Below are 13,463 nucleotides of genomic sequence, written 5' to 3' on the forward strand. Positions count from 1 at the left end.
TGCTGTCCCTTTGTTCTTTTCAGCCCTGGCTGCTGAGGTAAAAATCATCCATCAACAGAGATTCCAGATACAGCTCATCCTCACGCATAAAATGCGTTATGACGTTTACCGCCTGAGGATAAACCCCCTCTTCGTCCCGCTGTAAACAACTTTCCCGTAGCAGGGGTGCCCAGCACATAATGTGATGATGCAAAAAGTAATATTGCGCCGATAACGTCTCCTTTTTGGTAACCATTCTCGCCATCAGTGCCAGCTGTACAGCAATATGGTCGGCAGGCTCGTTGTCCTGCGGGGTCAGCCCATACTCGACTAACAGCACATTCATTTCCTTACGTTCTTCAGGCGCGGTCGTATGCGGATAATGCCCCGCATAGGGAGAAACGCCGCCGGGAGGTGCCAGCAAAAACAACGAGGCATAGTCCGCCGCCAGCTCCAGCTGTCGGCTTTCACGGCGCAGCGCCCGAACGAGACTACGTTCCAGGTTTTTGACATCAACGGATAACCCAGGGATAGCCGTCAACGACGCCAGCCACTGTCGGCTTTCCCCACTTTCCAGGCGGATGAGTTGCTCCTCGTCCAGCTCGCGGAACAGCAGTTGCGAAAACCACTGGTACACCGCCGCCCGCTGTCGATGAATATGATTATGCTGCACTTGCCCCCTCCTCTTTCACAACCTCCGGCCCGCCAAAGCCTGTGACCTGCGGGGCATTCTCCTGGTACCGCTCCACCTCGACCAGCACCGTATGCGCCGAAGGCCCCTGCGCCAGTTGCGATGTACCGATATCCGCACTCAGCACATTCGGATCGCCATAAGTGCATAATGTGCCCGCTTTCCCGCCTTCCTGCGGCGAATACCACGCGCCTTCATGAATCCGGACGACGCCAGGCGCGTAATCCGGACTGATCACCACCCCGGCCAGCACCTGGCCTCTGGCGTTAAACACGCGCGCAATATCCCCGGCTTTCAGGCCACGTGCGCGGGCATCCGACTGGCTCATGTACAGCGGCTCTCTTCCTGCCACCGCATAGGTGTTGCGAAACGCCTCGCTTGAGCACAGCTGGGAGTGCAGACGTTTATCAGGATGGCAGGACTGCAGATGCAGCGGATATTTATCTGTTTTGCTGCCATGGGTACGCTCAAAGGGTTCCATCCACACCGGATGCCCCGGGCAGTCCTCGTAGGCAAAGCCCGCGATGGTTTTGCTGTAAATTTCAATCAGACCAGAGGGTGTTCCTAACGGGTTGATATCCGGCTGTTCGCGAAATTCTCCATGACGCACCCACGGCTTCCCGGCAGGATATTCAATGTATCCTTCGCCCTGCCAGAAGCTCTCGAAGTTCGGCATACTCACGCCAAGGGACGCTCCCGTTTTCGCGCCCTCATCATAAATGGCTTTTATCCACTGCATTTCATCCCGCTTTTCGCGGTATGTCTCTTCCTGACCAAAGCGTTTGCACAGACCGGCAAAAACATCAAAGTCATGTCGCGCTTCAAACTGCGGTTTAACCACCTGATGTATCGCCATCAGCCCTTTATTCGAGTGTGTACCGAACTGCTCAATGTCATTACGCTCAAAGCGCGTGGTCACAGGCAGGACGATATCGGCAAAACGACTGGATGCTGTCCACTGATGATCCAGAACGACCACGGTTTCCAGCTTCTTCCACGCTTCGATCATGCGGTTACGATCCTGCTGCGCATGGAACGGATTGGCGGCGCTGAAAATCGCCATTTTGATATCAGGGAAAGTTAATGTTTCACCGTTGAAAGCGATCTTTTTGCCTGGCGCCAGCAGGCAATCGATCATCCGCGAGGTAGGAATATGCTCTGAAGCGCCGCGGAAATCCGCTTTGTATTTCGCGGCCGGAGGATTGTTGATGCTCCCGAGGCCGGACAGGACGGGACCGCCAGAGGTGACCGTCCCGCCGCCGTTATAGTGCCAGCCAAACCCTACTCCGCCGCCCGGCAAGCCAATTTGTCCAACCATGCTGGCCAGCACCACCAGCATCCACGGATACTGCTCGCCATGGTGCATACGCTGCACGCACCAGCCGCCCATAAACTGTGTCCGGCCTTTGACCAGCAGGCGGGCGAAGTCGCGGATCTGCTCCGCCGTCAGGCCGCAGATTTCCGCCGCCCATTCGGCATTTTTCGGCTGCTTGTCGCTTTCCCCAAGCAGATACGGCAAGAACTGTTCAAAGCCCACGGTATAATCGTTAATGAACGCCACGTCATACAGTTTTTCTTCGTACAGGGTATGCGCCAGCGCCAGCAATAACGCGACATCCGTTTGCGGTCGCAGCGCCAGCTGCTCACAGCCAAGATAGTTTTGCGACTTGCTACGCACCGGATCAACGCTGATAACGCGCATCTTACCCTGCGCAACCGCTTCTTTAATCTGCTGCCAATAACCAAACGCATCGTGATCGGGAACCAGGAACTCGATCTGCAGATTCTTGATAGGATCGCAGCCCCACAGCACGATGGTTTGGGTATTTTCGATAACCAGCGGGAGCGACGTTTGCTGCTCGTAAACTTCCAGCGAACCAATCACATGCGGCAAAATCACCTGCGCTGCGGCTGCCGAGTAGTCGCCGACGGTCGTTACATAGCTACCGTGCAAGCCGAGTCCCCGATCCATCGCGCCGCCGGCCTTATGATATTTGCCAACAATTTGCCAGTCCGCCAGCCCGGTAAAGACACCAGAAGATCCGTAGGTCTTTTGTACTCGTTCAAGCTCCTCATAGAACAGATCCAACGCCTGATCCCAGCTCACACGGACAAAGCGATTATCGCCGCGCTGGTTGCGATCTGACTTTTCACGCTTGCGCAGCCAGTCCAGCCGCACCATCGGGTAGCGCACGCGCGATGGGTTGTAGACCACCTCCCGAACGGCATTGAGCATATCGCAGGGGTATTTGTCATGTTTGAAGGGGCGGGTATCGACCCATTCACCGTTCACGACTTTGGCTTCAAAAGCGCCAAAGTGCGAGCCAGACTGGATCCATTGCTCCAGGTTTTCACCCGCTGCCCAGACCTTTGAGATCAGTGGATTTGGCCCTAAAGCGCTGACGGCACCGACTGCCAGCATTCCGCTTAAAAACCGTCGACGTGACGGATTAAAATCATGAATATCCATAAATTATCCTTTTGAATTGTTAGGTTGAGGTATATCGCTGGCGTGAGTCTGGAGATATTTCAACAACGTACGGTCTTCCACCGGATTAAGCCGGTAGTAGGTGGACATGGATTTCAGTCCGGCGATCCAGCCATTCGCGGAATAGCGGGTCGGCGGCGGCGTGCTGTGGCAAGCGCTACAGGTGGATTGCAACATCTGATCGGCGTATTGCCAGAGGGGGTCAATATTGTCGGTAAACCCCTCCGCCGAACTCCAGGCCATCACGCTTACCTGCTGCCACTCCTGATGTGACTCCGGATCAACCTGTGTTTGCTCAACCTTCACATTGCTCATCAGCGAGGCATCTAATACGGCAGCAAAAACGCGTTTACCCATATACTGGGTAATCACCCGTCCACGTCCTTTGCTTTCCCGCCAGCCGGTCAGCTCTATCTGAACGTTTTTCCCTTCTCTTTTCAGCACACGCACTTGCGTTGCCGGGTACAGCATGGCTTTACCTGCCGGGCTCTCTGCTGTCGCAGTCAGTGATTTTTCGCCTAACGAATACAGCGTCGTCGCCGTGGGTAACTGCTCTCCCTGACGCTGCAGCTGCTTGTAACGATCGCGAAAACCGCTGCTCATATCGGGTTTGTGATGGGCAATGCCTTTGTGACAATCGATACAGTTACTGTCTTTTGCCGCCGCCGCGGTCATTTGCGCCGCTGCATTTGCCGATTGCTTGCCGTGATCCATCGCCTCGTAGCTATGGCAGGATTTACACACCGCAGAATTATTCGCGCTCATGCGCGCCCATTCTCGCTGGGCCAACTCCGCCCGCTTTGCGGCAAATTTTTCCGGGGTATCGATCGAAGGAGAGATAAAGGTGTGGTAGAGGTCGTTTAAGGCTTGCGTTTTACGAACCAGCGTTGGGACGATGCCTGGCGGAATATGACAATCCTTACACTCCGCACGCACACCAGAAGCATTACGAAAATGCACGCTGGTTTTATACTCCTCGCCAGATGTGCGCATCGAGTGACACGATAAACAAAACTCGGTAGAACTGGTGTAATGAACGCCTTGCCACGTTCCCCAAATAGCCAGGGCCATTGCTACCGCCCCGGCGAATGCGCACCATAGTGCGTTTTTTCTTATCCACGACATGCTTGCCTCCATTTTTTTAATAGCGACACGCTAAGGGATAATAAAAATCAAAAATAGAGACAGCGAAGGCAGATTATAGGAACAGCATCCACTCTATGAGGTTCGTCAAATAGTAAAGAGCAGAAGTCCGTAATATAATTACCATCTATAAATAAGGAATTTATCATGCTCAAACTGACTCTCGATAGAGAAAGCCGGACTCCGCTGCAGTTGCAGATATTTCAATTTTATTTACAGGCCATTCAGCGGGGTGATTTGCTGTGTGGAGATAAACTCCCCTCTATTCGCGAGCAGGCTCAGGCATTGAACATTGCCAAAATAACGGTAGTGATGGCCTATGATAAGCTGATGGCGGCTGGATTAATTAAGAGCCGACACGGCATTGGCTATGAGGTGATATTCACCACGCCTGTACGTGTAACCCCAGCGCATGTGTCCGTCCCCCAGGGCTCTCCGCCAGTAACACCAAAAGCGGCCGGGGTCTCTACCGATGTTTACGCAGAGCCTGGGCGGGAGTGCTACTGCCGGATGGGCGTCCCCGATCCCAATGCTTTTCCCTGGGCAAGCTGGCGAAAATGGAATAACGCGCCAAGCGTACTTAAAGAGCAATTGTTTACCCGATATCATTCATCAAATGGATTATTTTCACTGCGTGAGCAACTAGCCAGGTACCTTAATTTATCTCGCGGCATTAATACCCGGGCGGAGAACATCATCATTACCAATGGGATTCAGGAAGGATTGTCGCTGCTCAGTCAAATATTTATTGTTCATCATGCCGTCAGTCAGCAAAAAAAGTGCCACGTTGTGACCGAATCCCCTTGTTATTCTGGCGCATGGCATCTGTTTAATTATTACGGTGCAGACATTACGTCAATTGCTGTAGATAACCACGGGCTGCAAACAGATAAATTACCCGAATATGAAACCCAGCTTTGCTATGTGACTCCGGCTCACCAGTATCCAATGGGAAGCGTCCTTTCGCTGGAGCGCCGTCAGTCATTATTGACGTGGGCGCAGCGCGTCGGCGCTTATATCCTTGAAGACGACTACGATGCTGTTTTTACCTATGGCGAGAACCCCCTTCCTGCACTGAAAGCTATGGATTATCACAACCGGGTTATCTACATGGGGACATTTTCCAAAACGCTGGGGCCGGGAACGCGTCTTGGCTATCTCATTTGTCCTGATGAACTGCTCCCGGCAGTAAAGAATATGAAAGCGCTCAACAACAACGGCAGTCAGTGGCTATTGCAGCAATTTTTAGCCGAATTAATGCAAAATCAGGTGTTTTATTCGCACATCAGCAAGCTGGCCTGCAACTATGCGGCGCGCCTCAATCTGTTACGCGATGGCCTTTCTGTTCTGTTTCCGTCAGGGAAAATCGCTGGCGCAACGGCGGGTCTGCACCTCTCGTTACGCGTTGACAGACACCCAGATATGATAGCCAGGCTGCAACAGCGCTGCCTGCTGGCAGGGATCCGCTTTGACACTCTGCCAGATATTGAAAATGGCTCAGGAGCCGCATGGCGTAGGGAGAACAGCGATGCTGTTATGTTTTTCGGGTTTGGCGGATTGCAGATACAGCAGATCAAAAAGGTGCTGTCGGTACTGGAGCAGGCGCTAGCGCAGCCTTGATGAATTTCAGGGATCGCGCCTGCGGCACAATCCCTGTTGTTAACCTTACAGCAGATCGCGGAACTGCGTTTGTTTTAACGCCAGTTCAACGCCGCGAACTTCCGCCAGTCCTTTCAGGCGACCAATCGCGGAGTAGCCTGGGTTGGTTTTCTTGTGCAAGTCGTCAAGCATCTGGTGTCCGTGATCCGGACGCATCGGAATAGGACGCAAATCGCCCGCCTTTTTACGGCGCTGTTCTTCGCTCAGGATGGCAGCAACCACCGATACCATATCCACATCGCCTTGCAGGTGCGCACCTTCGTGGAAGGTTTTCGGGTTATCTTCACGGCAGGTGGAGCGCAGATGCGTGAAGTGGATTCGATCGCCAAAGGTTTCGATCATTTTCACCAGATCGTTATCGGCGCGCACGCCGTAGGAACCGGTGCACATGGTGAAACCGTTATTGATGCTGTCGACGGTTTCTTTCAGCCACTGCATATCTTCGATAGTCGAAACAATGCGCGGCAGGCCGAGGATCGGACGCGGCGGATCGTCAGGGTGGACAGCCAGACGCACGCCGACTTCTTCCGCCACAGGCACAATCGCCCGCAGGAATACCGCCATATTATCGCGCAGATCGTCTTTGCTGATGCCGTCATATTCAGCGAGGCGCGCACGGAACTGATCCAGCGTATAGCCCTCTTCCGCACCGGGCAGGCCGGCAATGATATTGCGGGTCAGCTTTTCGATATCGGCATCGCTCATAGCATTGAAGTAATTCAGCGCCTGGCGTTGTTCTTCTGCGGTGTAATCCGCTGCGGCGCCTGGGCGCTGAAGAATATGCAGTTCGAAGGCTGCAAAAGCAATCTGGTCAAAACGTAGCGCTTTGGAGCCGTCCGGCAGCTGATATTCGAGATCGGTACGCGTCCAGTCGAGGATCGGCATGAAGTTATAGCACACGGTATCGATGCCGCAGGTCGCCAGATTACGGATACTCTGCTGATAATTGGCAATCCACGTTTGGTACTGGCCTGAACGCGTTTTGATATCTTCGTGGACAGGAATACTTTCCACCACCGACCAGGTCAGCCCTTTTTCAGCCAGAATAGCCTGACGCTGTTGAATCTCTTCTACCGGCCACACTTCACCGTTGGGAATGTGGTGCAAGGCGGTCACAACACCCGTTGCGCCAGCCTGACGCACATCATCAAGCGATACCGGATCGTTAGGTCCGTACCAACGCCAGGTTTGTTCCATTGTTTCACCCCACAAGTTGTTATACCAAATTAAACTACCTGAATGACGACTACCATACAGCCATCCCGTAGATGTTCAACAGATGGCCTATCATTGATTGATCCAGCTCACATTCCCCGGATAAATGAGGCACACCAATTCAATTTGCTGTCATATAACTTTATACTGCCATTGTTAATTAATGGTTAATCAGGTGTATTTAATGAAAACTATTGCCTCAGCGCCACTGGCGGAAAATGTCATGATGCCGCAGTACGACCGCCAACAATTAAAAACGCGGATTGTACATTTTGGTTTCGGTGCTTTTCACCGCGCCCATCAGGCGTTATTAACCGACAGGGTGCTGAATGCGCAGGGCGGAGACTGGGGAATTTGCGAGATCAGTCTGTTCAGTGGCGATCGGCTGATGCGTCAGCTTCGCGAACAGGATCATTTATTTACCGTGTTAGAAAAAGGAGCTAACGGCAACCAGCCTATTGTTATCGGTGCCGTTAACGAATGCCTGAACGCCACGCTGGATTCGCTGGCGGCCATTATTGAAAAATTCTGCGAGCCTCAGGTCGCGATTGTCTCGTTAACCATCACGGAAAAAGGCTACTGCATCGATCCGGCAACGGGTTCGTTAGATCTCTCTAATGCGCGTATTATTCACGATCTGCAGACACCGGCTGAACCGCACTCCGCCCCCGGTATAATCGTAGAAGCGCTGCACCGCCGACGTGAACGTGGACTGCAGCCGTTTACCGTCCTTTCCTGCGATAACATCCCGGACAATGGTCATGTGGTAAAAAATGCCGTACTGGGGATGGCGGAAAAACGCTTTCCTGAGCTGGCGCACTGGATCCAGGAACACGTCAGTTTCCCGGGTACTATGGTGGATCGGATTGTTCCCGCCGCCACCGAAGAGTCGCTGGCTGAAATCGCCCACGAGCTGGGCGTTGCCGATCCTTGCGCAATCAGCTGCGAGCCGTTTATTCAGTGGGTGATTGAAGACAACTTTGTCTGTGGTCGTCCGCAATGGGAAACGGCGGGTGTCCAGATGGTTGAAAACGTCTTGCCGTGGGAACAAATGAAACTGCGGATGCTGAACGGCAGCCATTCGTTTCTCGCTTATCTCGGCTATCTGGCCGGATTCCAGCACATCAGCGACTGTATGCAGGATAGCGCATTTCGTGAAGCCGCTTACCGGCTAATGCTCACCGAACAGGCCCCCACGCTGCAAATTACCGATGTTGATTTAAACCAGTATGCCTTAAGCCTGCTGGACCGCTTTGCCAACCCGGCGCTGAAACACAAAACCTGGCAAATCGCGATGGATGGTAGCCAGAAATTACCCCAGCGAATGCTGGAAGGGATCCGCGTGCATTTAGCACGTCAAAGCGAGTGGCCGCTGTTGGCGCTCGGCATCGCAGGCTGGATGCGCTACGTGAGCGGTGTGGATGATTCAGGCGCTACGATTGATATTCGTGACCCGCTCAGTGAGAAAATTGCCTCTCTGGTGGCACAGAGCACTGAATCAGAACGCGTCAGCGCCCTGCTTTCTCTGCATGAGATTTTCGCCGCCGATCTCGTACAGAATCCGCAGTTTGTCGCGGCCATTCAACAGGCCTGGCAACGTATTGCCCAATACGGTGCGCATCAGGCTGTCATTGAAACGTTAAAAAATTAACGATTTCTGCCATTAAACAGGACGAAGCACGTCTTCGTCCCCTCACCCCTTCTCTTTTTCCCCATTTTTCGCCAGGATTGTTAAATGCCATTACGGTAATTTATGATTCTGGAGTAATTGTGACTAAAACCAATCTCATCACTGGTTTTCTCGGCAGTGGCAAAACCACCTCTATTCTTCATCTATTGGCGAACAAGGATCCCGCAGAGAAGTGGGCCGTGCTGGTCAATGAGTTTGGTGAAGTAGGTATTGATGGCGCCCTGTTAGCCGACAGCGGCGCATTGCTAAAAGAGATCCCCGGCGGCTGTATGTGCTGCGTTAACGGTCTACCGATGCAGGTTGGCCTCAATACGCTGCTGCGTCAGGGAAAACCCGATCGATTGCTGATTGAACCCACTGGCCTCGGACACCCTAAACAAATTCTGGATTTACTCACCGCACCGGTTTACGAACCGTGGATCGATCTGCGCGCGACCCTCTGTATTCTTGACCCCCGGCTGTTACTGGATGAAAAAAGCGTCGCCAATGACAATTTCCGCGATCAGCTGGCCGCCGCAGATATCATTGTTGCCAATAAAGCCGACCGCGCCACAGCGGAAAGCGAAAACGCCTTGCAAACCTGGTGGCAACACTACGGCGGTAATCGCCAGTTGGTTCATGCCGACCATGGGCAAATTGACGGGCAGTTACTGGATTTACCCCGACTAAACCTGGCAGAGCTTCCTGCAAGCGCAGAGCACGCCCATAGCCATGCAGACAAAAAGGGACTGGCGGCATTGAGTCTGCCGTCACAGCAGCGCTGGCGGCGCAGCCTGAACAGCGGCCAGGGCCATCAGGCCTGCGGTTGGATTTTTGACGCCGATACGGTGTTCGATACCATCGGTCTGCTGGAATGGTCCCGTCTTGCCCCCGTGGGGCGCGTGAAAGGTGTCATGCGTATAAAGGAAGGGCTGGTGCGCATTAACCGCCAGGGAGACGACTGGCATATTGAGACGCAAAACGTCGCGCCACCGGATAGCCGTATTGAACTCATCGCCGATACTGAGACCGACTGGAATACGCTACAGAGTGCATTGTTGAGACTTCGTTTAGACGCTAACGCGTAAGGTTGCCTTCGTTTTTATAGCAATGGTAAACGATGATGAAAACCCGATACCCTCTTATTCTCCTACTCAATATTGCGGGGCTGGCGCTGTTTCTGTCCTGGTATCTTCCTGCCGGACATGGGATCTGGTCTTCATTGGATACGGGCGTTTTCCGCTTCTTTAACCAGAAACTGGTGGAAAGCCCGCAGTTCTTGTGGATTGTTGCTATTACCAATAACCGGGCATTTGATGGTTGCTCATTGCTGGCAATGGGCGCCTTGATGCTGCATTTTTGGCTGAAAGAGACGTCGGAAGGTCGCCGACGCATTGTCGCTATTGGCCTGGTTATGCTGCTCACCGCAGTGGTATTAAATCAGTTAGGCCAGGCGCTTATTCCCGTTAAACGCGCCAGCCCTACTCTGATGCTGGATAATATTTATCGCGTCAGCGAACTGCTGCATATTCCGACTAAAGATGCGTCCAGAGACAGTTTCCCCGGCGATCACGGTATGATGCTGCTTATTTTTTCCGCATTTATGCTGCGTTATTTCGGAAAAGTCGCCGGAATAATCGGCCTTATTATCGCTGTGGTTTTTGCCTTTCCACGCATAATGATTGGCGCTCACTGGCTCACGGATATCGTGATCGGTTCCATGACTGTCGTCTTGATTGGTCTGCCCTGGTGGCTAATGACACCGTTAAGCGACCGATTAGTCACTCTGTTTGCGAATTATCTGCCCGGTAAAAACAAACATTTTTTAAACAAATAACGCACAGTAATTAACATCATCAGGGAAAACTCTGATTCCCTGATGATGCTTGTCGATATTTCATCATTCTGGCTGTCATTCTCCCGTCATCTTATTCATCTTTAAAATGATTGGGTTGCGTCTTTTTTATCCCGATTGTTCTTAATTTAGGCAATGCCGGTTATTCACTTTCTGTATCAATTTTTCTTATAAGAAATCACGTAAATTCACTCGCAATGACCGGACCGATCGGGTAATCTCGAACTCGTTTTGCCTCGCGGGATAATTATTCTCTTCAGGAATAAATTTGTGCGTTCTGCCACAGATTTGACCTTAAAGAATTGTCTCATCGTGCGATGGTAATTAGTCTCGTCACGTTTGGCATTTTTTATAACGATATTTATCGTTAAGGACTTCAAGGGAAAACAAACAAAATGGTCAAATCTCAACCGATTTTGAGATATATCTTGCGGGGCATACCCGCGATAGCAGTTGCGGTTCTGCTTTCTGCATGTAGCACAACGAACACCGCCAGGAATATGCATTCTGAGACGCATGCTGTGGGCAATGGAGATAACTCTTCACTGCAAGCCTCTCAGGATGAATTTGAAAATATGGTCCGTAATATCGATGTTAAATCACGTATTATGGACCAGTATGCTGACTGGAAAGGCGTGCGTTACCGCCTTGGCGGCAGCACCAAAAAAGGTATTGATTGTTCAAGCTTCGTACAACGTACGTTCCGCGAGCAATTTGGTTTAGAGCTTCCTCGCTCAACCTACGAACAACAGGAAACGGGTAAATCCGTTTCGCGCACTAACCTGCGCACAGGCGATCTGGTTCTGTTCCGTGCTGGCTCCACTGGCCGTCACGTCGGTATTTATATCGGCAACAACCAGTTCGTACACGCCTCGACCAGCAGCGGCGTTATCATTTCCAGCATGAACGAACCTTACTGGAAAAAACGTTACAACGAAGCTCGCCGGGTCCTGAGCCGCAGTTAATTTCGTTTGGCAGCTATCCCTTGGCTATCCTGATGAGACATTTTGAAAAGCACTGCTTCGGCGGTGCTTTTTTTTTGCTTTGTCTTGTGACTAAGAAAAATCTCACAAGGTGAGTCATTTCAGGTTATATTCATACAGAATAAGCGGTTAACTCAGGTAAACATAAGGAACTATGTTTAAACGCTCCTCTTCATCCAATCAGAAAATCCTGCTTTCCTGTATGTTAACGGGGCTTATCGTCGCGCTCCTGGTGAGTACCCTGCAATTTTTCGTGACCTGGCATAAACGAGACATTAAGTACGACACGCTCCTTTCCGATATCCAGAATTATGTCAGCAGCTACTTCGCCGATCTCAAATCCACCACAGATGACCTTCAGCCACTGGTCGCCAACAGTTGCCAACAAGTCGCTGCTCAACTGACCTCCAGCGCAGCCTTTAGCCTCAACGTTCGCGCATTTTTACTGGTCAAAAACGGCATTGCTTTCTGCTCCTCCGCAACGGGCGCAATGTTCACCCCGATTTTAGATCTGGTCCCAAGTCTCGATATCAGCAGAAATATTGATGTGGAATTACTCCCCGGTACGCCCATGATGCCGAACAAGCCGGCGATAATGATTTGGCACCGGAACCCATCGTTCACTGATAGCGGCGTGTTTACCTCACTGAATATTAATCTGGCCCCTTATCTGCTTTATACCGCCCGACAGGATGATTTTAACGGCATTGCCATAGTCGTCGGTGATAACGCGATTTCAACATTTTCATCACGGATTATTGATGCCTCCGCTCTGCCCCACTCTCACTGGCGGCAGGCGACCCTGGAAGGTATTCCGCTACAGATTCGTTTATATGCCGATGAGTGGACCTATACCGATGTCTGGTATTCGATTATGTTGGGATGCATGGCGGGGATTATTGCTGCGCTTCTTCTCTGGTACTACATCTACACCATCCGTTTACGTCCGGGCAAAGATATCCTCAACGCTATAAAACATAACCAGTTTTATGTGGTGTACCAGCCCGTGGTAGAGGTGCAGACACTGGAGGTGAAAGGTGTAGAGGTGTTATTACGCTGGAATCATCCGACAACGGGTGAGATCCCACCGGATGCTTTTATTCACTACGCCGAATCCCAGAAAATGATTGTCCCGCTGACCCAGCATCTCTTTAAGTTGATAGCCCAGGACGCACCGATGCTGCAAAAAGTGTTACCTGCTGGTGCAAAATTGGGGATCAATATCGCGCCAACGCATCTGCACGGCGAGACGTTTAAAGACGACATTCATCACCTGCAGGCCTCGCTTCCCGCAAACCATTTCCAGATGGTGCTGGAAATCACCGAACGGGATATGCTTAATCAACACGAAGCCACAAAGCTTTTTGAATGGCTTCATTCCGCAGGTTTTGAAATTGCCATTGATGATTTTGGCACCGGTCATAGCGCGCTGATTTATCTGGAACGCTTTACCGTTGACTACCTGAAAATCGATCGCGGCTTTATTAACGCCATTGGAACAGAGACCCTGACCTCTCCGGTTCTGGACGCCGTGTTGACACTCTCTAAGCGTCTTAATATGCTGACGGTGGCTGAAGGGGTTGAAACGCCTGAGCAAGCCCGTTGGCTGCGCGATCGTGGAGTGCATTTTTTCCAGGGATACTGGATTAGCCGACCATTAAAACTTGCTGATTTCGTGCGTTGGATGGCGCAGCCCAATAAGCCGACGTGGTGATCGCAGTATGCGAATCATATACTCTCACTCGCCGCCACATCCCTTATCTTTCAGGCATGATGCCCGT

Annotated in this window: 10 protein-coding genes; 6 read left to right on the top strand and 4 right to left on the bottom strand. The window is 51.7% G+C overall.

Annotated features, from left to right (window positions below):
* Nucleotides 1–19: 19 nt before the first annotated feature.
* From torD to torC, 3 genes are read right to left on the bottom strand one after another with little or no spacing between them, the layout of a single operon-like run.
* Nucleotides 20–652: a molecular chaperone TorD gene (torD, locus tag ABIE10_RS10735; RefSeq protein WP_429155635.1), complete on the bottom strand. Its 633-nt coding sequence runs from the start codon at nt 650–652 to the stop codon at nt 20–22.
* Nucleotides 642–3,140 (bottom strand): trimethylamine-N-oxide reductase TorA, encoded by a 2,499-nt coding sequence (gene torA, locus ABIE10_RS10740; protein WP_429155638.1) that lies wholly within the window; start codon nt 3,138–3,140, stop codon nt 642–644. Before torA ends, torD begins: the two co-directional genes overlap by 11 nt.
* A 3-nt stretch (nt 3,141–3,143) precedes the next feature.
* Nucleotides 3,144–4,283, bottom strand: a complete 1,140-nt coding sequence (gene torC, locus ABIE10_RS10745; protein WP_047500963.1) for a pentaheme c-type cytochrome TorC — start codon at nt 4,281–4,283, stop codon at nt 3,144–3,146.
* A 165-nt stretch (nt 4,284–4,448) separates the two neighbouring features.
* Between torC and ABIE10_RS10750 the strand changes: the two genes are divergently transcribed.
* Nucleotides 4,449–5,921 (top strand): PLP-dependent aminotransferase family protein, encoded by a 1,473-nt coding sequence (locus ABIE10_RS10750; RefSeq protein WP_217124902.1) that lies wholly within the window; start codon nt 4,449–4,451, stop codon nt 5,919–5,921.
* A gap of 45 nt (nt 5,922–5,966) precedes the next feature.
* Here ABIE10_RS10750 and uxuA read toward each other — a convergent pair whose 3' ends face one another.
* Nucleotides 5,967–7,157 carry a mannonate dehydratase gene (gene uxuA / locus ABIE10_RS10755; protein WP_016156994.1) on the bottom strand — a complete coding sequence of 397 codons (1,191 nt, stop codon included), beginning with the start codon at nt 7,155–7,157 and terminating at the stop codon, nt 5,967–5,969.
* Nucleotides 7,158–7,359: 202 nt separating this feature from the next.
* Between uxuA and ABIE10_RS10760 the strand changes: the two genes are divergently transcribed.
* The 5 genes from ABIE10_RS10760 to ABIE10_RS10780 all read left to right on the top strand — a co-directional run bounded on the left by ABIE10_RS10760 (nt 7,360) and on the right by ABIE10_RS10780 (nt 13,396).
* Nucleotides 7,360–8,826 carry a mannitol dehydrogenase family protein gene (locus tag ABIE10_RS10760; protein ID WP_429155642.1) on the top strand — a complete coding sequence of 489 codons (1,467 nt, stop codon included), beginning with the start codon at nt 7,360–7,362 and terminating at the stop codon, nt 8,824–8,826.
* 119 nt (nt 8,827–8,945) lie between these two features.
* The gene (locus ABIE10_RS10765) at nt 8,946–9,932 is read left to right on the top strand and encodes a CobW family GTP-binding protein (protein ID WP_016153747.1); all 987 of its coding nucleotides are present in this window, start codon (nt 8,946–8,948) and stop codon (nt 9,930–9,932) included.
* A gap of 35 nt (nt 9,933–9,967) precedes the next feature.
* The gene (locus ABIE10_RS10770) at nt 9,968–10,681 is read left to right on the top strand and encodes a phosphatase PAP2 family protein (RefSeq protein ID WP_019077242.1); all 714 of its coding nucleotides are present in this window, start codon (nt 9,968–9,970) and stop codon (nt 10,679–10,681) included.
* Between the two features lie 413 nt (nt 10,682–11,094).
* Nucleotides 11,095–11,664, top strand: coding sequence for a bifunctional murein DD-endopeptidase/murein LD-carboxypeptidase (mepS, locus tag ABIE10_RS10775; RefSeq protein WP_003027474.1), 570 nt, complete (start codon nt 11,095–11,097; stop codon nt 11,662–11,664).
* A gap of 172 nt (nt 11,665–11,836) precedes the next feature.
* Nucleotides 11,837–13,396 carry a cyclic di-GMP phosphodiesterase gene (locus tag ABIE10_RS10780; protein WP_049282332.1) on the top strand — a complete coding sequence of 520 codons (1,560 nt, stop codon included), beginning with the start codon at nt 11,837–11,839 and terminating at the stop codon, nt 13,394–13,396.
* Nucleotides 13,397–13,463 lie beyond the last annotated feature (67 nt).

Origin of the sequence: Citrobacter sp. 506, assembly GCF_050434985.1 — a bacterium.
Lineage (GTDB): Bacteria > Pseudomonadota > Gammaproteobacteria > Enterobacterales > Enterobacteriaceae > Citrobacter > Citrobacter braakii.